This is a genomic window from Frankia sp. R82 (assembly GCF_023716925.1).
GTDB lineage: Bacteria > Actinomycetota > Actinomycetes > Frankiales > Frankiaceae > Frankia.
In genome coordinates this window covers 1-17,641 of record NZ_JAMQQG010000090.1, presented here as the reverse complement: position 1 = coordinate 17,641, position 17,641 = coordinate 1, and the positions used below count along the sequence as shown (strand labels likewise).

General features: G+C 72.2%; 17 protein-coding genes, 1 pseudogene and 1 riboswitch. Of the genes and pseudogenes, 13 read left to right on the top strand and 5 right to left on the bottom strand.

Annotated features, from left to right (window positions below):
- Both ND747_RS15230 and alr read left to right on the top strand, forming a co-directional pair.
- On the top strand, positions 1–1,191 hold a 1,191-nt coding region (locus ND747_RS15230; protein ID WP_251734281.1), incomplete at its 5' end, for an NAD(P)H-hydrate dehydratase.
- A 10-nt stretch (positions 1,192–1,201) separates the two neighbouring features.
- Positions 1,202–2,356 carry an alanine racemase gene (gene alr, locus ND747_RS15225; RefSeq protein WP_251734280.1) on the top strand — a complete coding sequence of 385 codons (1,155 nt, stop codon included), beginning with the start codon at positions 1,202–1,204 and terminating at the stop codon, positions 2,354–2,356.
- Positions 2,357–2,382: 26 nt separating this feature from the next.
- Here the strand turns inward: alr and ND747_RS15220 are convergent, their stop codons facing one another.
- Positions 2,383–2,769, bottom strand: coding sequence for a hypothetical protein (locus tag ND747_RS15220; RefSeq protein WP_251734279.1), 387 nt, complete (start codon positions 2,767–2,769; stop codon positions 2,383–2,385).
- A 170-nt stretch (positions 2,770–2,939) separates the two neighbouring features.
- Positions 2,940–3,024, top strand: a riboswitch (ZMP/ZTP riboswitch).
- Positions 3,025–3,036: 12 nt separating this feature from the next.
- Between ND747_RS15220 and glyA the strand changes: the two genes are divergently transcribed.
- The 5 genes from glyA (at position 3,037) to rimI (ending at position 7,769) form a co-directional block, all read left to right on the top strand.
- Positions 3,037–4,314, top strand: a complete 1,278-nt coding sequence (gene glyA, locus ND747_RS15215) for a serine hydroxymethyltransferase (RefSeq protein WP_251734278.1) — start codon at positions 3,037–3,039, stop codon at positions 4,312–4,314.
- A gap of 272 nt (positions 4,315–4,586) precedes the next feature.
- Positions 4,587–5,696 (top strand): alpha/beta fold hydrolase, encoded by a 1,110-nt coding sequence (locus ND747_RS15210; protein WP_251734277.1) that lies wholly within the window; start codon positions 4,587–4,589, stop codon positions 5,694–5,696.
- A 178-nt stretch (positions 5,697–5,874) separates the two neighbouring features.
- A complete protein-coding gene (tsaE, locus tag ND747_RS15205; protein WP_374216237.1) occupies positions 5,875–6,309 on the top strand; it encodes a tRNA (adenosine(37)-N6)-threonylcarbamoyltransferase complex ATPase subunit type 1 TsaE in 435 nt (144 codons plus the stop codon).
- 51 nt (positions 6,310–6,360) lie between these two features.
- Positions 6,361–7,128: a tRNA (adenosine(37)-N6)-threonylcarbamoyltransferase complex dimerization subunit type 1 TsaB gene (gene tsaB, locus ND747_RS15200; RefSeq protein ID WP_251734275.1), complete on the top strand. Its 768-nt coding sequence runs from the start codon at positions 6,361–6,363 to the stop codon at positions 7,126–7,128.
- Between the two features lie 104 nt (positions 7,129–7,232).
- Positions 7,233–7,769 carry a ribosomal protein S18-alanine N-acetyltransferase gene (gene rimI, locus ND747_RS15195; RefSeq protein WP_251734283.1) on the top strand — a complete coding sequence of 179 codons (537 nt, stop codon included), beginning with the start codon at positions 7,233–7,235 and terminating at the stop codon, positions 7,767–7,769.
- Between the two features lie 45 nt (positions 7,770–7,814).
- Here rimI and ND747_RS15190 read toward each other — a convergent pair whose 3' ends face one another.
- Positions 7,815–8,450: an FMN-dependent NADH-azoreductase gene (locus ND747_RS15190; protein ID WP_251734274.1), complete on the bottom strand. Its 636-nt coding sequence runs from the start codon at positions 8,448–8,450 to the stop codon at positions 7,815–7,817.
- A gap of 211 nt (positions 8,451–8,661) precedes the next feature.
- Here ND747_RS15190 and ND747_RS15185 point away from each other — a divergent pair, with 211 nt between their 5' ends.
- Positions 8,662–9,285, top strand: a complete 624-nt coding sequence (locus ND747_RS15185) for a MarR family winged helix-turn-helix transcriptional regulator (protein WP_251734273.1) — start codon at positions 8,662–8,664, stop codon at positions 9,283–9,285.
- A gap of 33 nt (positions 9,286–9,318) precedes the next feature.
- On the opposite strand, the gene ND747_RS15180 is transcribed toward ND747_RS15185, so the two are convergent.
- Complete coding sequence (locus ND747_RS15180) at positions 9,319–9,624, bottom strand: hypothetical protein (protein WP_251734272.1); 306 nt, start codon at positions 9,622–9,624, stop codon at positions 9,319–9,321.
- 366 nt (positions 9,625–9,990) lie between these two features.
- On the opposite strand from ND747_RS15180, the gene groES reads away from it, so the two are divergent.
- Both groES and groL read left to right on the top strand, forming a co-directional pair.
- Entirely contained in the window at positions 9,991–10,299 is a 309-nt protein-coding gene (groES, locus tag ND747_RS15175; protein ID WP_035921112.1) for a co-chaperone GroES, read from the top strand.
- A gap of 105 nt (positions 10,300–10,404) precedes the next feature.
- The gene (gene groL, locus ND747_RS15170; RefSeq protein ID WP_251734271.1) at positions 10,405–12,051 is read left to right on the top strand and encodes a chaperonin GroEL; all 1,647 of its coding nucleotides are present in this window, start codon (positions 10,405–10,407) and stop codon (positions 12,049–12,051) included.
- 335 nt (positions 12,052–12,386) lie between these two features.
- Here the strand turns inward: groL and ND747_RS15165 are convergent, their stop codons facing one another.
- A complete protein-coding gene (locus tag ND747_RS15165) occupies positions 12,387–12,719 on the bottom strand; it encodes a WhiB family transcriptional regulator (RefSeq protein WP_251734270.1) in 333 nt (110 codons plus the stop codon).
- A gap of 780 nt (positions 12,720–13,499) precedes the next feature.
- Positions 13,500–13,907, bottom strand: a complete 408-nt coding sequence (locus tag ND747_RS15160) for a DUF5319 domain-containing protein (protein ID WP_251734269.1) — start codon at positions 13,905–13,907, stop codon at positions 13,500–13,502.
- A gap of 519 nt (positions 13,908–14,426) precedes the next feature.
- Here ND747_RS15160 and guaB point away from each other — a divergent pair.
- From guaB to ND747_RS15145, 3 genes and pseudogenes are all read left to right on the top strand, one after another.
- A complete protein-coding gene (guaB, locus tag ND747_RS15155; RefSeq protein WP_285900573.1) occupies positions 14,427–15,992 on the top strand; it encodes an IMP dehydrogenase in 1,566 nt (521 codons plus the stop codon).
- Positions 15,993–16,174: 182 nt separating this feature from the next.
- Positions 16,175–17,308 (top strand): GuaB3 family IMP dehydrogenase-related protein, encoded by a 1,134-nt coding sequence (locus ND747_RS15150; protein WP_251734268.1) that lies wholly within the window; start codon positions 16,175–16,177, stop codon positions 17,306–17,308.
- A gap of 72 nt (positions 17,309–17,380) precedes the next feature.
- Positions 17,381–17,641 (top strand): annotated as a pseudogene (locus tag ND747_RS15145) (hypothetical protein); the annotation flags it as partial.

Here is a 17,641-nt window from a genome sequence, read left to right as displayed (position 1 = left end):
GCGCACGCCCGCCTGGCGGCGTTCGCAGCGCCGGAGCGCACCGTCGCCGTCGACCTGCCCAGCGGGGTGGACGCCGACACCGGCGCGGTCGCGGGCGACGCGGTGCGGGCCAGTGCCACGGTCACCTTCGGGACCTACAAGCGCGGGCTGTGGCTGATGCCGGGAGCCGCCCACACCGGGCCGGTGGAGCTCGTCGACATCGGCCTGGCCCTGCCCGAGCCCGACCTGCGCGCACTCGACGACGTCGACGTCCGCGCCGCGCTGCCGGTGCCCGACGAGACGGCGTCGAAATATCGTCGTGGCGTGCTCGGGATAGTCGCCGGCAGCGACGACTATCCCGGCGCGGCCGTGCTCGCCGTCGGCGGGGCGTTGCGTGGCGGCGCCGGTTATCTGCGGGTCGTCACCGAAGGACGACCGGATCCGGTCTCGGGGCCCCGTGGACGAGCCGGGGACCACGTCCGCGCGGCGCATCCGGAGGCGGTGGTCACCGAGATCGCCCCCGGCGACCAGGCTGCCCTGCTCGCCGCCGGACGGGTTCAGGCCTATGCGATCGGCCCCGGCCTGGCACCCGGTCCCGACACCCGCGCGCTGGTCGACGCGCTGCTCGGGCGGGACGTCCCGCTGATCGTCGATGCCGGCGCCCTGGACCCGCTAGCCGACCTGCTCGCCGCCGACCGCACCCGGCTGCGGAATCGAGCCGCGCCGGTCCTGATCACCCCGCACGAGGGCGAGTTCGGTCGGCTGGTCGGGCGAGCCCTCGGCTGGGACGTGGCGAAGGCCGCGGACGAGCTGGCCGCGGACCGACTGCGGACCGTGCGTCGGGCCGCCGCCGACACCGGCGCGGTCATCCTGCTCAAGGGCGCGCGCACGCTCGTCGTCGAGCCGACCGGCGCCGCCTGGGTGAACACGACCGGTTCGGCCTGGCTCGGCACCGCCGGCAGCGGCGACGTGCTCACCGGCTTGGTCGGTTCGCTGACCGCCGCCGGCCTGCCCATCGCGCTCGCCGGCGCTGTGGGCGCCCACCTGCACGGCCGCGCCGCCGAACGGGCTGTCGCGCACGGCCCCCTGCCCCTGGCCGCCGGCGACCTCCCCCGTCTGCTGGCCGCCACCCTCACCGACCTGCTCACGCCCCCGGTCCGCGGACGGCCGCGCCCCCACCCGTCAGGTGGCCATGGTCGTCACTGCCGGTAGCGTTGTGCGGGTGAGTGAACAGCGGACCGATGCCCTGGGCGGGCCCGTCACCCGTACGTATGCGGCGATCGAGCTCGACGCGGTGCGGGACTCGGTGACCGCCCTGGTGAACCGGGCCGGACCGGCCGCCACCATGGCCGTGGTCAAGGCCGACGGCTACGGCCACGGCTTGCTGCCGTGCGCCCGGGCCGCGCTCGACGGTGGGGCGAGCTGGCTGGGCACGGCGTTTCTGGAGGAGGCGCTGGCGCTGCGGGCCGCCGGGATCACCGTGCCGGTGCTGTGCTGGCTCATCACTCCCGACGAGCAGGCTGACGCGGCGATCGCGGCCGACATCGACCTGTCGGCATCCGCGCCCTGGGCGCTGCGGCAGATCGCCGCGGCCGCCCGGCGGGTCGGTCGGCGGGCCCGGGTGCACCTCAAGGCGGACACCGGACTCGGCCGGGCCGGCGCGACCCCGGCGGACTGGCCCGACCTGTGCGACGACGCGGCTCGGCTGCAGGCCGAGGGAGTCATCGAGGCCTACGGCGTGTGGAGCCACCTGGCCTTCGCCGACGCGCCGGGGCATCCGACCGTGCAGACCCAGATCGGGGCGTTCCGCGACGCCGTCGATCTTGCCGACAAGGCGGGCCTCACGCCGACGGTGCGCCATCTGGCGAACTCCGCGGCCACCCTGGTCAGCCCGCAGGCGCATTTCGACCTGGTCCGCCCGGGCGTGTCGGTGTACGGGCTGTCACCCGGCCCAGAGGTCGGCCCGCCGGCCCGCTTCGGCCTGCGTCCGGCGATGACGCTGGTCAGCCACGCCGCCCTGGTCAAGCGAGTGCCGGCCGGCACCGGCGTGTCCTACGCCCACCGCTACACCACCGATCAGCCGACCACCCTGGCCCTGGTCCCACTGGGCTACGCCGACGGCATCCCCCGGGCGGCGACGAACCGCGGCGAGGTGCTGTTCGGGGGCAGCCGGCGACGCATCGCCGGCACCGTCTGCATGGACCAGTTCGTCCTTGACGTCGGGGACGACCAGGTGTCACCCGGAGACGAGGTGATCCTGTTCGGACCGGGCGATCGTGGTGAGCCGACCGCCGACGACTGGGCCGTGGTCGCCGGCACCATCAACTACGAGATCGTCTCCCGGATCGGCGCGCGCGTCCCCCGCGTCTACCGCTGATCGCCGGTCCCGGCTGAGCGCCGATCTCAGCCGCAGCCGCCGGAGGAGCAGCCGCCGCCGGTGGGCGCGTCACCGCCGAACATGCCGCGTTCCATCCGGCGCCGTACCGGCTGGGCGGCGCTCGCCGCGGCCTCCTGCTCGGCCTGCTCGACGTGGGCCCGGGTGGTGAGGGTCAGCATGACCGGCCGTGACCCGGTCGGGGCCGCTGCGCCCGACGGTGAGCCCGGCCCCGCTGCTGCGGAGGGTGCTGCGGCGAGCACGGTTGCGCCGACACCTGCGCCGGGGGTCGTCACGGTGGGTTCTGGCTCGGTCTCGTCGGCGACGCCGAGCGCGGCGGCGCGTGCGGGGCCGGTGAGCGTGCGGCTCGGGTTCACGGTGACGTGCTCCCGGTGCCTGCGCCACGACAGCTTCATGTGTCTGCCTCCGTGATCACTATCGATGGGCGGTCCCTCCACGGTAGAGGACGTCGTCGCGCTCGGCCGGGCATCGCGGTCCGGACGTGATTCGGTCGGCCGGACAGACCGGCCCGGACGTGACCCGGTCGGGGGCCCGTGCGCCGACGACCAGCCGGCGACTAGAATCAGGGCGCAGTCGCGACTGGCGCACAGAGGTGGAATCGACCACCGGGGAGCGATGAGCGGTCGGTGCCGCGCGTCTGGGTGCCTCCGGCCGAACAAGACATGCCGGAGGTCACTGTGCACAATCCGCCCCTTCCCGAGCTCACCGTCGCCGACCCGGAGATCGCTGGTCTGATCGAGGCCGAAGCTGTTCGTCAGCACGGGTCGATCAGGCTGATCGCCTCGGAGAACTACGTGTCCACCGCGGTGCTCGAGGCATCCGGCTCCGTGCTGACCAACAAGTACTCCGAGGGGTACGTCGGGAAGCGCTACTACGAGGGCCAGCAGGTCGTCGACCCGATCGAGACGCTCGCCGTCGACCGGGCGAAGGCGCTGTTCGGCGTCGAGCACGCCAACGTCCAGCCGTACTCGGGTTCGCCGGCGAACCTCGCCGTCTACCTGGCGTTCGCCCAGCCCGGGGACACGATCATGGGTCTGGCGCTGCCGATGGGCGGGCACCTGACCCACGGGTGGAGCGTGTCGGCGACCGGCAAGTGGTTTCGCAGCGTCCGCTACGGGCTGCGGGCCGACACCGGGCGGATCGATCTGGACGAGGTGCGCGACCTCGCCCGGGCCGAGCGTCCGAAGGTGATTTTCTGCGGTGGCACGGCGATCCCGCGCACGATCGACTTCCCGGCCTTCGCCGAGATCGCCCGGGAGGTCGGCGCCGTCCTCGTCGCGGACATCGCGCACATCGCCGGCCTCATCGCCGGGGGTGCGCATCCCTCCCCGGTCGGGCACGCCCCGGTGATCTCCACCACGACCCACAAGACGCTGCGCGGCCCGCGCGGGGCGATGCTGATGTCCGACGCCGAGCATGCCGCGGCCCTGGACAAGGCGGTCTTCCCCGGTCTGCAGGGCGGCCCGCACAACCACACCACCGCGGCCATCGCCGTGGCCCTGCGGGAGGCGGCGACCCCGTCGTTCCGCGAGTACGCCCACGCCATCGTCGCCAATGCCCGCGCGCTGGCCGAGGCGCTGGTCGAGCGCGGCTTCGACCTGGTCACCGGCGGCACCGACAACCACCTGATCCTCATCGACCTGACCAACAAGGACATCGGCGGCAAGCCCGCGGCGAAGGCGCTGGACGCAGCCGGCATCGAGCTGAACTACAACTCCGTGCCGTTTGACAAGCGCAAGCCGTTCGACCCCTCCGGTATCCGCCTCGGCACCGCCGCCATCACCACCCGTGGCCTGACCACCGCGCACATGCCGCTGATCGCCGGCTGGATCGACGACGTCGTCAAGGCGGCCTCGGCCAGTGACACCGCGACGATCGAGCGGATCCGGGCGCAGGTCAACGAGCTGGTCGCCGGTTTCCCGATGCCCGGCTTCGCCTGATCGACCCCGCCCTGGCCGGACCGGCGTCCTGAGCGGCTGGCCGGTCCGGCCGGACCCGCCTTCCCGGCCGTCCCGGCTGTCCCGCCTTCCCGGCTGTCCCGCCTTCCCGGCTGTCCCGCCGTCCCGGCTGTCCCCGCCGTCCTGAGCTGCTCGTCGGCTTCGGGCCATCGGCGCGGACGGATCCCGGCAAACCTGCCTGTGTCGGATGTGCGAGGCATCATCGGTTCAGGGCAGCCCGGAGGAGCCGGGTTGTGCGGTGGACGGAGGCGGGGATGGTCAGGTCGGTCGGCGCGGTGGCGGGATCCCGGGCAGCACGGGCGCTCACCGGCTCGCTCGGAGTGGTCGGGGTGGCCGCCGCCGGTCTTGTCGCCGAACGCCGGGCGATCCACCGCCGCCGCCTGCGGACGGACATGGCGGAGCCGTTCGAAGCCGCGCAGATCGGCGGCCGGGTGACCACGGTGATCGCCAACGACGGCGTGCCGTTGCACGTCGAGGAGACCGGCCCGGCGGACGCGCCGCTCACGCTGGTGTTCGTGCACGGGTTCTGTGTGCGCGCCGACAGCTGGTTCCTGCAGCAGCGCGAGCTCGCCGACCTCGGCCGGATGGTGTTCTTCGACCAGCGTGCGCACGGCCGCTCCGGGCCGTCCGTCGTCGGCAACTGCACCATCGACGTGCTCGCCGACGACCTGTACCGGGTCATCCGCGAGCGGGTGCCCGAGGGGCCGATCGTGCTGATCGGCCATTCGATGGGCGGGATGGCGGTGCTCGGGCTGGCCGAGGAGCACCCGGAGCTGTTCGGCGATCGGATCATCGGGGTGGCCCTGCTGTCGACCAGCGCCTCGGAGCTCGCCCGGGCCACCCTGGGTCCGGCGGCGCTGCTGACCGGGGTCGTGCGTCGGGTGGTGCCCGGCGTCGCGGTCGGCATGCGGCGGGCGTCCGGGGTACTCGAGCACCTGCGTGGCAGCGGCAGCGACCTGTCCTGGGAGGTGACCCGCCGGATCGCCTTCGGGGACACCGATCTGTCACCCGACGTCATCACCTTCCTGGAGGCGATGGTCTCGCAGACTCCGGTTGAGGTGATTGCGGCCTTCCTGCCGACCCTGCTCGACAACGACCGGCTCGCCGCCGTCGACCGGTTCGCGGCGACTCCCACACTGATCATCGTCGGCGCCGCGGACCTGATCACCCCGGTCGGCCACAGCCGGGCGATTGCCGCGGCGCTGCCCGAGGCGGAGCTGCTCGTGGAGGACAACGCCGGGCACGCCATCATGTTGGAGCGTCCTGCCGCGGTGAACGCCGCGATCCGCCGGTTGGTCGGGCGCGCGGTCGCCGGGTCCGCCGTGCCGCAGCCCCGGGCCGCCGACCCGCTGGGCGCAGCCTGACCGGTACCTGCCGTGGACATGCCCGCGGGGGACATGCCCGCGATGACCGACGCGGGGCGGTGCGTTCGCCGGCGGTGGGCCTGCCAGTGGTGAGAATGGAGCCATGAGCGTGAACCCGGCACGCAGTGTTGTCGGCGGGGCGACGGCCGTCGCCATCGAGGTCCCGACCGCCGAGCGGATGCGGGAGCTCGGGGGGCGGCTTGCTGTCCTGCTGCGCCCCGGTGATCTGATCGTGCTTTCGGGACCGCTCGGTGCTGGCAAGACCGTGCTCGCACAGGGCATCGCGGCCGGCCTCGGGATCGGCCAGACCGTCACCTCGCCGACGTTCGTCCTGGCCCGGGTCTACCTGGACGGCCGCCTCCCGCTCGTCCATGTGGACGCCTACCGGCTCGGTGGGGTGGCCGAGGCCGATGACCTGGACCTGGACGCGGATGCCGACAGCTCGGTGACCATCGTCGAATGGGGCGCGGGCCTCGTCGAGGGGCTCGCCCAGGACCATCTCGAGGTGGTGCTGACCCGGCCCACCGCCGACCAGGCCGGGGAGGTCCGGACCGTGCGGCTGCTCCCGTCCGGCCCGTCGTGGACCGAGCGCCTGCGCGGCCTGCTGCCCTGACCGGCATGGGGTGCGGCCGAGGCGCACGGTGCACCTCCGTAGGCTGGAGCGGTGCTGGTGCTGGCCCTTGATACGTCCACGGCTGCCTGCGCCGTGGCCCTCGCCGAGCTGACGGCGGCCGAGATCCCTGTGACACCCGGCGGTCCGGGCCTGCCGGACGAGGCGGGCGCCGACGCCGGGGTGCAGGTCCGGCCGCGGGGGAGCGTCGTCACCGTCGATGCCCGCCGCCATGGCGAGCTGCTGGCACCGTCGATGCGTTCGGTACTGGACGAGGCGGATGCGCATCCGTCGGACCTGGCGGCCGTCGTCGTCGGGGCCGGGCCGGGGCCGTTCACGAGCCTGCGGGTCGGGATGGTGACGGCTGCGGCGTTCGCTGACGCGCTCGAGATTCCCGTGCACGGGGTCTGCTCGCTGGACGGGATCGGCGCCGCGACCATCGGCGCGACCGCTGTCGTCACCGACGCCCGCCGCCGCGAGGTGTACTGGGCCCGATATGCCGATGGCGTGCGGGTGGGTGATCCCGGGGTCGGCCGGCCGGGGCAGGTCGCCGAGACCCTGCGTGCTCAGGGCGTGGCGACCGTAGTGGGGCCCGGCCGCCCCCTGTATGCGGATGTGTTCGCTGATTTCGCGGAGCTTGCGCTGCCGGCGGCGGGCGGTGACATCACCGTGCCGGAGGCGGGCTATCCGCGCCCGGAGCTGCTGGTTGGCCTCGCCGGCGCGGACCTGCTGGCCGGCCGCGTTCCGTCGCCGCTGGTCCCGCTCTACCTGCGGCGGCCGGACGCGACCGAGCCACACGCGCCGAAACCGGTCCGGTCGTGACGGAGCCGGGCTCCGCAGCCCGGCCCCCGGCCAGGGAATCCCCAGCCAGGGAATCCCCGGTCGCCGAGTCCCCGGCCACCGGGTCGGCTGTCGCGGATCTTGTTCTGCTGCCGACGCGGTGGTGGCATGTGGAGACGATCGCGACCCTCGAGCGCAGCGTCTTCATCGCCGATGCCTGGAGCGCCGAGCTGTTCTGGTCCGAGCTGGCCCAGGGCGATCAGCGGTACTACCTGACCGCTCTGTTCCGCCCCAGCGGTATCGCCACGCACGCTCTGACCTCGATCGTCGGATACGCGGGTCTGGCGGTCGCCGAGGACGGGGCCTACATCCAGACGGTGGGGGTCGTGCCGCAGATGCGGGGCAGGGGAGTCGGCGCCCGCCTGATGATCACCCTGCTGCGCCGGGCGCGTCAGCTGGGCGCCCGCTCCTGCGGACTCGAGGTCCGCACCGACAACCATGCCGCCCGGGCCCTGTACCACCAGCTCGGCTTCGTCGACATCGGCCGGCGGCGAGGCTACTACCAGCCCTCCGGCGGCGATGCCTTCGTCATGCGGGCCCGGCCGATAGACACCGTCGGCTACGGCATCCTCCTCGACGACCGGGAGCGAGCCCTGCCAGGACGCGCCCTGCTGGAGGCCTGACCAATCGATCGGCCGGCCGACCGCGGATCGGCCGGCCGGCTCGGGTCAGGCGGCCGCACGGGTGCGCAGGGCGGCCTCGCCGGCGCTACGGCTCTGCGTGTGCAGGTCAACGAACTGGGCCAGCGCCGGGTTGACGGGAGCGAGCGTCATTTCCACCCGGACCAGCTCGACATCGGTCGCGCCGAGCGACTCGAGGACGTGTGCCACATAGGGAAGCTGGTGATCCCAGCCCTCCTTGGGCGTGCCGGCCGCGTACGAGCCGCCCTGGGTGGCGATCACGGTGACGCGGGCGCCGGTGAGAGCCGAGGGCTCCGGAGGCTGGCGCACCGTGCGCCCGACGATGATCACCTGATCGACCCACGCCTTGAACGTGGAGGGCACCGAGAAGTTGTACATCGGCAGCGTGAGCAGGTACTCATCGGCTGCCTCGAGCTCGCTGACGAGCTCCTCGCGCCGTTTGACGGCGTCGGCCTGGGCGGGCGTGTGCTGATCGGCCGCGACGAACCCCGCGGAGACGGTCTCCCAGTCCAGGTGTGGCGGGGGCGTGAGGGCCAGATCCCGGTAGGTGACGGTGCCGTCGGGGTGGGCGGCCCGCCAGGCATCGACGAAGACGCCACCGAGGGCCCGCGAGGTCGAGCCCTCAGGAGCAAAGCTTGCGTCGATGTGCAGCAGGTGGGACATGATCCGTCCTTTTGGTTGCTCTTGCGTCATGTCGGGCCCGGGCTGGGCTGGCCACGTTGGGGCGGCCACGTTGGGCCGGCCACGATTGTCTCCGTTGAAAATCTTCACGCAGATGGAAGATCGATGGAGAGACTATTGGAGAGTGAGATCGTCTGCAAGTGCACTTATCTCGGGAGGTGATGGACCGGGGGAGGGCGGGTACCCTTGCACGATGAGCGACGCCGGGGCGTCTGCCGCGGTGGGCAGCACCGAGGCCAGGGATCTGTCCGAAGACAGGGATCTGTCCGAAGACACGGATCTGCCCGAAGGCAGGGGGCTGCCCGAGGACCTGGGGCATGACCTGGGCTGGCTCATGGGTCAGGCGCAGTACGGCTACCTCGAGGCGTCTGCGGCTGCCTGCGGCCAACTGCCCGGTGGCCTGCGCGCACTGCAGGTACTGGGCGCGGCCGTCGAGGGCGGGGGGCGCAACCAGATCGAGGTGGCGCGCAGGTTCGGGATCGACCGGACGGTCATGGTCCGTTTGGTCGACGAGCTTGAGCGGGACGGACTGGTCCAGCGTCGGCCGGATCCGGCCGACCGGCGGGCCCGCATTCTCACCGCGACCCAGCGGGGCGCCGAGGTCCACGCGGCGGCCCAGCAACAGCGACTGCTGATCGACCAGCAGATACTCGCCGCGCTGAAGCCCGCAGAGCGCGAGGAGTTCGTCCGGTTGCTGCGCCGGATCGTCGCCCGCCTGCTCGATGTTGATCCGACCCACGGTGCCGCTGCCTGCGAGATCGCCCGCCAGCAGATCGACGCCCATGAGGGCCCGGACCGAGCCGCTGTCACCGGCTGACCGGGGGCGTGGACGGCCGCCGCAGCGATGAAGCTAACGGCTGCTGGACCCCGCATCGCCGCGCCTGGCCGCGCTGGCATCTGCGGCCGCGTCGGGGCCTGTGGCACAAGCGGGATGCACCTGCTCGAACAGCCAGGCTGCAGGTGTCCGAGCGGTAAGGCCCGGGGGCGGGTCGGGCATCGGCGCGGGGGTACCCGTGGCCGAGCGGATGATGGCGACCACCAGGTCACCGGCTCGCTGGTGGCTGAGATACACCTCACCCTCCCGGCCGTCGAGGGCGTCGATCGCCCAGTCCCGCAGCTGGGCCAGTCGGCCGGCGGCGGCCGTGGCCTCCCACATCCAGATCATCGTCGTGCTCCCGTCCGTTGCTGCTGACAGATCGGTGTCAGAGGTCGTCGCGCAGGTCGTGAGGGGCAGCCGGAGGCGGTACGCCGCGGCGCGCCCGGAAACGGGATGCCGCCGGAGCTTCGGGTTCCCGGCGACTGCGCGCGTAACGGGCGTGCCGGTCGCTGTTGGCGGGGTATGTCCCGGGCAGAGTGCCGTGCCTGAGCCTTGACAGATCCGACCTTCTTGGTTGACGTGGGTGGTGCGGGTGCTAGGTTGGCACTCGGCACGTGAGAGTGCCAGCGACGACAGGCGCCTGTTCACCCGCGACGGCAGGCCGCCAGGGTCGCTCTCTCATCCAGCGTAGGAAGGGGGAGGTCGATCGTGACGACCGCCACCAAGGTTGCTATCAAGCCTCTTGAGGACCGCATCGTCGTGCAGCCGTCGGACGCGGAGCAGACCACCGCGTCGGGCATCGTGATTCCGGACACGGCCAAGGAGAAGCCCCAGGAGGGGACTGTTCTCGCGGTCGGGCCGGGTCGGTTCGAGGACGGCAAGCGCGTCCCGCTCGACGTCAAGGTCGGCGACGTGGTGCTCTACAGCAAGTACGGCGGCACCGAGGTCAAGTACTCGGGCGAGGAGTACCTGGTGCTCTCCGCTCGCGACGTCCTCGCGATCATCGAGAAGTAGGCCGTGCGTCGGTAGCAACGCAACGGGGGCGTGCCCCGCCGGGGCACCGGCGAGGCGCGCCCCCGTTGCGCTACCGGCAATCGATGTCGGGAGGACCCCTCAGGTATGCCGAAAATTCTGACGTTCAACGAGGACGCCCGTCACGCGCTCGAGGACGGCGTCAACGCGCTTGCCAACGCGGTGAAGGTGACGATCGGCCCGCGCGGGCGCAACGTCGTCATCGACAAGAACTACGGCGCGCCGACGATCACCAATGACGGGGTGACCATCGCGCGCGAGGTCGAGTTGGACGACCCCTACCGCAACCTTGGCGCACAGCTCGCCAAGGAGGTCGCCACCAAGACCAACGACGTCGCCGGGGATGGCACCACCACGGCAACCGTGCTGGCCCAGGAGATGGTTCGCTTCGGGCTCAAGCAGGTCACCGCGGGTGCCGCGCCGCTGTCGCTCAAGCTCGGCATCGAGGCTGCGGTCGAGGCCGTCTCCGCGGCGCTGCTCGAGCAGGCCATCGAGGTCAGCGCGAAGGAGACCATCGCCCAGGTGGCGGCGATCTCCGCGCAGGACGTCCGGGTCGGCGAGCTGATCGCCGAGGCGATCGACAAGATCGGCAAGGACGGCGTCATCACGGTCGAGGAGAGCCAGACCCTCGGGCTCGACCTTGAGCTCACCGAGGGGATGCAGTTCGACAAGGGCTACATCTCGCCGTACTTCGTCACCGACGCCGACTCCCAGGAAGCGGTGCTCGAGGACGCCTATGTCCTGCTCTACCCGGGCAAGATCGCGGCGCTGACCGAGATTCTGCCGTTGCTCGAGCAGGTCGTGCAGGAGCGCAAGCCACTGCTGATCATCGCCGAGGACATCGAGGGCGAGGCGCTGTCCACCCTGGTGGTGAACACGATCCGCAAGACCTTCCAGGTCGTCGCGGTGAAGGCGCCCGGCTTCGGGGACCGCCGCAAGGCGCTGCTGCAGGACATCGCCGTGCTCACCGGCGGTCAGGTCATCGCCTCCGAGGTCGGCCTGTCCCTGGACGCGGCGACCCTGGCCGACCTCGGCCAGGTGCGGCGCGTGGTCGTCGACGCGGGTAACACCACCCTGGTCGACGGCGCCGGTGACGCCGACGCGGTCGCCGAGCGGGTTCGTAACCTCAAGGGCGAGATCGAGGCCAGCGAGTCGGACTGGGACCGGGAGAAGCTCCAGGAGCGGCTGGCCAAGCTGGCCGGCGGGGTCGCGGTCATCCGTGTCGGCGCCGCCACCGAGGTGGAGCTCAAGGAGAAGAAGCACCGGCTCGAGGATGCCGTCTCGGCGACCCGCGCGGCCATCGAGGAGGGCATCGTCGCCGGTGGCGGCGCCGCCCTCGCGCACGTCACCTCGGTGCTCGACGATGGCCTCGGTCGCACCGGCGACGAGCTTGCCGGCGTGAAGGTCGTGCGCTCCGCGCTGGACGCCCCGCTGGCCTGGATCGCGCGCAACGCGGGCCAGGAGGGCGCGGTCGTCGTCAACAAGGTCAAGGAGCTCAAGCCCGGTCACGGCTACAACGCCGCGACCGGCGAGTACACCGACCTGATCGCAGCCGGCATCATCGACCCGGTCAAGGTCACCCGCTCGGCCGTGGCGAACGCCGCGTCGATCGCGGCGCTGCTCATCACCACCGAGAGCCTCGTCGTCGAGAAGCCGGCCAAGGCGCAGGACGAGCATGGCCACAGCCACGGGCATGGCCACGGGCACAGCCACCAGCACGGCCCCGGTTTCTGACCGGCGCAGCCAAGGCAGAGGCACCACCTCGGGCCCGCGGGTGCGAGCACCGGACCAGCGGTAACCGGCGCCGCCCCGCGGCCCACCAACGAGATGCGGCCCGACCAGCTCCCCAACGGGGGTTCGGTCGGGCCGCGTCGTCGTTTCAGTGATGATCACTATCTGTGGTCACCGCTGTCGATGACCGGTACTTCGGTGGCATCGGCCAGCGGGTTCCACCCGGGCCGGGTGACAACCCATGGGGGCCTCACCCGTCCCGGGTGATCAGATGTCCCGGGTGGGGATGTCGGCCATATCAGCCCCCGCCCGGTCACCATGGCTGCCCGATCGACCGGTCAGCAGGCCGGTGCCAGGCCGGGTCGCGCCGGCACCCGGCGAGCCACTCCGCGCCGCGAGCGGCCGGTGAGGATCCCCTCGCGTTCGGACTCGCTGAGGCCGCCCCAGACGCCGTAGGGCTCGCGTGCGGTCAACGCGTACTCGCCGCACGCCCGCACGACCGGACAGCGGGCGCAGATCGCCTTGGCCGCGGCCTCCCGGGCCGCCCGGGCCGGCCCGCGTTCGCCTTCGGGATGGAAGAACAGTTCCGTACTCTCCCCCCGGCAGGCGCCGTGCAGCTGCCACTCCCACTTCTCCGCGCCGGGGCCGGGAAGTCGTCGAACATCAGTCATCGGCCTGAGCCCCCCTTTCGACCTGAGCGGCAAGCGCCGCGGCGTCACCGTAGTACCGGTCACCCTCCCGGGGATCATGAAAATTTCACCCTGGGTCCGGACGCGTCCACCGTCGGTTCGCCTGGTCGCGCCACGCTGGACCGCCCGCCCGGCTGCCGGGGCGCCCTGCGGTCCCGGCCGAGGTACGGGATGGGCCGGATGGTGCTTTGCCCACCCAGGACCTTCGCCTACCCAGGACTTCGGCTGGTCACACGACTGTGCCCGACCTGTGCTCGATCTGTGCCCCGACTCGCGTTCGGGCAGCCGGCGCCCCCGGCGGATGCTCGGCCCGGCCGGGCCTTCCGTATACGGAGAATGCCGCGATGGCCCGAAAGTTCTACCGCGGACACCCGAACAGGGTCACTCGGCGCCGTCGCACGCGTCACCGCCCGGCAGGCAGGCCGATCCGCGGCATGCCACCGGACCCGGGTGCGCTGTCGGCATCAGGTCAGTGCGAAGGATCAGGGAAGCGCGAGGTGTCAGGGAAGCGGCGGGCGGCCTGGCCTCGCGCCGACGCGGGGCCATGGCCGGCGTCGGGGGCGGCCAGCACCCGTGCCGGCATCAGGACGGCTCGGCCGGGCGCCATGAACTCGGCCGAACCGGAGACAGCTCGGCCGATTCGGGCGACCTGGACGGACCGGGTCCTGGCTGACGGGACCCGGCGCCCAAGGTCTGGTGCGCACCCTTCGGCATCGCCCGACCGCCGCACGCCGCGCGGTGGAAACCGCGCGGTCGAACAACTCAGCGGGAGTCGGCCTCCGAGGCCGCGGAGGCCTCGTAGACGCCATCAGCGAAGCCGCGGGCGTATTCCCAGCTCACATAGCACGAGTGGTCGGGCGCGAACGCCGGCTCGTGCACTCGGGTACGGCCCTCGTTCAGCAGGTTGCGAAGGTTGCCGGCCAGCAGCTCCCAATCGAAGTAGTGGGGCTCAGCGCAACCCTCGCAGTCGACCACGAGCCCGCGGTACCCGCGCGGCTCGAGCAACGTGCGGAAGACATCCAGGTCTCCCAGCTCCGCGAGGACCTCTTCCCGCTCGTGCAGGGACAGCGGTTCGAGCAGATGGAGATCGTCGGCGGAGTCGAGGCGCGCGAGCTCAGCGGCCGGATCCTCGGGGTCACCCGCGAAGGGGTCGACAGGCTCGTCGCTCACGAGGACAACGCTACGCTTGCCCGGACTGCTAAGTGGTCCCGATTCGGAGTCTCGGCACCGTTGTGCGGCGCTTGTGAGTAGTTCAGCGGCCTGCGGTCGCCCCCGGAACGCCCCGGGCGACGGGTTTCCCGCCGGTGGCGATGGCCGCTTTCACTGGTGGCCACGATCCTTCTGCGCTGGTGGTCACGGCCGTCGGCACGGGCCGCGCTCCCGGCTGCCGGCGGTGGGGCCACGTCGTGGGCTGGCCGCGATCTCGGTCACGCGGCACCGGCCCACTCGTGCCATCGCCCTTTACGATGGGGATGTGCCGTGACCTGACGGCCGGATGGCCGCGCGCGGGCCGGGGCCCGCCGGGCTCCGGGTTCCCCTTCGTCCACCGGGCGGTCGGGCCGGACTCCAGGCACCCGGCGGGGCCGTGGCCGTCGGGCGGTTCCGCAGCGCCGCGGCACCGGTCACTCCGGAACGGAAGGTGCCATGAACGTTCCTGTCGCCACCCACTCGTCCACGCCGGTACCGGCCATGTCAGTGGGCGGCCAGGCCAACGCCGGGGCTGATCTGCTGGGTGCCGACGCCGCGCCGGTCCCGCCGAAGCTCGCGATGCTCGGGCTGACCTTCGACGACGTCCTGCTGCTGCCGGCCGAGTCCGATCTGGTGCCGTCCGAGGCCGACACATCGACGCGGTTGTCACGTTCGATCAGCCTGGCGGTCCCGCTGGTCTCCTCGGCGATGGACACGGTGACCGAGGCGCGCATGGCGATCGGGATGGCCCGCCAGGGCGGGGTCGGCGTGCTGCACCGCAACCTGTCGATCGACGAGCAGGCCCAGCAGGTCGACATGGTGAAACGCTCCGAGTCCGGGATGATCACGGCGCCGGTGACCTGTGGCCCGGACGCCACCCTGGAGGACGCGAACGTCCTCATGGCGCGCTACCGCATCTCGGGCGTGCCGGTGACCGAGCCGGACGGTCAGCTCGTCGGCATCGTCACCAACCGTGACATCCGCTTCGAGCGGGACTTCTCCCGCCGGGTGCAGGACGTCATGACCCGGATGCCGCTGATCACGGCGCCGGTCGGAGTGTCCGCCGAGGACGCGCTGGATCTGCTGCGCCGGCACAAGATCGAAAAGCTGCCGATCGTCGACGACGCGGGTCGGCTGCGCGGCCTGATCACGGTCAAGGACTTCACCAAGCGCGACCAGTACCCGAACGCCACCAAGGATGTCGACGGTCGGCTCGTCGTCGGCGCGGCGGTCGGGGTCGGCGAGGACTCCTACAAGCGGGCCCAGGTGCTCGTCGCCGCCGGGGTGGACTTCCTGATCGTCGACACCGCACACGGTCACCAGCGGGCCGTGCCCGACATGGTCCGCCGGCTCAAGGCCGACCTTCCGGTCGGTTCGGGTGGCCGTCCGCTGGACATCATCGGTGGCAACGTCGCGACCGGGGCCGGGGCCGCCGCGCTCATCGCGGCCGGCGCGGACGCGATCAAGGTCGGGGTCGGGCCCGGCTCGATCTGCACCACCAGGGTCGTCTCCGGCGTCGGAGTGCCCCAGGTAACGGCGATCTACGAGGCGGCCCAGGTCGCCCGGCGCCACGGCGTGCCCGTCATCGGTGACGGCGGCCTGCAGTACTCCGGAGACATCGCGAAGGCCATCGCGGTCGGCGCCGACACGGTGATGCTCGGCAGTCTGCTCGCCGGCGTCGACGAGAGCCCGGGCGAGCTGATCTTCATCAACGGCAAGCAGTTCAAGGCGTACCGCGGCATGGGGTCGCTGGCGGCGATGCGCAGCCGCGGCGCGGCGCGGTCGTACTCCAAGGACCGGTACTTCCAGGACGACGTGCTCTCCGACGACAAACTCGTTCCCGAGGGCGTCGAGGGGCAGGTTCCCTACCGGGGTTCGCTCGCCGCCGTCGCGCATCAGCTCATCGGCGGCCTGCGCGCGGCGATGGGGTACACCGGCTCACCGACCATCCGCCGGCTGCAGGACGACGCCCAGCTGATCCGGATCACCTCCGCGGGCCTGGTCGAGAGCCACCCGCACGACGTCCAGATGACCGTCGAGGCACCGAACTACAACTCGGTGCGCTGACCGAACGGTCCTGGCACCCTGAACAGCCCGGTCAGCCCGAACGACTCGGACTGACCGGGGCCCGCGGTGGCGGGCGGCTTCACTACGTTGGGTGGACGGGCGGTGCCGCGCGCGCCGCCCGTCCGCATGTCGTTCGTGTTCTGCCGGTGCAGGATTGCCGGCCCAGTCAGGAGGCCGCAGGCGTGGCAGAGGTCGAGATCGGCATCGGCAGGAACGCGCGGGTCGCGTACGGTCTCGACGCCGTCGGCATCGTCCCGTCGCGGCGCACGCGGGACCCCCGGGACGTGTCGCTGGCCTGGGAGATCGATGCCTACCGGTTCGATCTGCCGCTGGTGGCCGCGGCGGCGGACGCCATCACCTCGCCGGCGTCCGCGATCGCGCTGGGCCGCCTGGGTGGGCTTGGCATCCTGCACGTCGAGGGGCTGTGGACCCGGCATGAGGCGCCGGAGCCGCTGATCGCCGAGCTGACCGAGCTCGGTACCACCGGGGGCCCCGCGGCGGCGAACGCCCGACTGCGCGAGCTCTACGCCACCCCGGTGAACCCCGAGCTCATCGCCCGCCGGTTGGGGGAACTGCGGGAGGCCGGAGTGAGCGTTGCCGCGGCGCTGCGGCCGCAGAAGGTCCGGGCGTTGTGCCCGCATGTGCTGGCCGCCGGGGCCGACCTGCTGGTCATCCACGGCACCGCTGTCTCCGCCGAACACCAGTCGCGCCAGACCGAGCCGCTCAACCTCAAGCGGTTCATCGGCGAGCTCGACGTTCCGGTGCTGGTCGGCGGCTGCGCGTCGTTCTCCACGGCACTGCACCTGATGCGTACGGGTGCCGCCGGCGTGATCGTCGGGGTCGGGTCCGGCCTTGGCGACCGGACCCACGAGTCGCTCGGCGTAGGTGTTCCCCTCGCGACCGCGATCGCGGATGCCGCCGGAGCGCGGATGCGTTACCTCGACGAGTCGGGCGGCCGGTACGTCCACGTGATCGGCTACGGAGACCTGCGCACCGGCGGAGACGTCGCCAAGGCGATCGCCTGCGGCGCGGACGCGGTCATGGTCGACGCGGTGCTCGCCGGCGCCCACGGCGCCCCCGGCCAGGGCGGGGTCTGGCCGATGAACGTGCTGTCCAGCGATCTGCCCGCCGGCAGCTGGTCCCCGGTGGACGTCACGGCGACTCTGGAACAGATCGTCAACGGAGCTGGTGCGCCTGCGGGTTCGACCGCGGGCAGCCTCGCCGGAGGCCTGCGGGCGGCCATGGCCACGACGGGATACGCCACCCTCAAGGAGTTCCAGAAGGCCGAGATCATGGTGACCGCCGGCCGGCCCTGACACCCGGTCGATTCCGGTGTGGTGCCGGCATGGCACTCTGGGGTTGTCCGTCTCCGGCACGAAGGACGACCGATGCGCCTCGACGAGCATGGCCGCTGGGTCAGTGATGACGGCGCCTACGTCTGGGACGAGGCCGCCCAAACCTGGCAGTCGGCCTCCACTGCAGCACCGGCTGGCCCTACCGCTACCGCTACCGCACCAGCCGGTTCCATCACACCAGCCGGTTCCGTCGCACCGCCGGCCGACTCCGCCGCGGCAGGTGGGCCGCTCACCGGCGGCATGTCCGCCCCGAGCGGGCCGGTGGGACGGCCAGCCGGCCAGCCCGGCCAGCCC

Excerpts from the sequence above, each read along its gene's own strand:
- ND747_RS15165 (WP_251734270.1), bottom strand. The coding sequence starts at position 12,719 with ATGACTGATGTTCGACGACTTCCCGGCCCCGGCGCGGAGAAGTGGGAG.
- ND747_RS15180 (WP_251734272.1), bottom strand. The coding sequence starts at position 9,624 with ATGTGGGAGGCCACGGCCGCCGCCGGCCGACTGGCCCAGCTGCGGGAC.
- glyA (WP_251734278.1), top strand. The coding sequence starts at position 3,037 with ATGCCGGAGGTCACTGTGCACAATCCGCCCCTTCCCGAGCTCACCGTC.
- tsaE (WP_374216237.1), top strand. The coding sequence starts at position 5,875 with ATGCGGGAGCTCGGGGGGCGGCTTGCTGTCCTGCTGCGCCCCGGTGAT.
- guaB (WP_285900573.1), top strand. The coding sequence starts at position 14,427 with ATGTCAGTGGGCGGCCAGGCCAACGCCGGGGCTGATCTGCTGGGTGCC.
- ND747_RS15185 (WP_251734273.1), top strand. The coding sequence starts at position 8,662 with ATGAGCGACGCCGGGGCGTCTGCCGCGGTGGGCAGCACCGAGGCCAGG.
- ND747_RS15210 (WP_251734277.1), top strand. The coding sequence starts at position 4,587 with ATGGTCAGGTCGGTCGGCGCGGTGGCGGGATCCCGGGCAGCACGGGCG.
- groL (WP_251734271.1), top strand. The coding sequence starts at position 10,405 with ATGCCGAAAATTCTGACGTTCAACGAGGACGCCCGTCACGCGCTCGAG.
- ND747_RS15220 (WP_251734279.1), bottom strand. The coding sequence starts at position 2,769 with ATGAAGCTGTCGTGGCGCAGGCACCGGGAGCACGTCACCGTGAACCCG.
- ND747_RS15190 (WP_251734274.1), bottom strand. The coding sequence starts at position 8,450 with ATGTCCCACCTGCTGCACATCGACGCAAGCTTTGCTCCTGAGGGCTCG.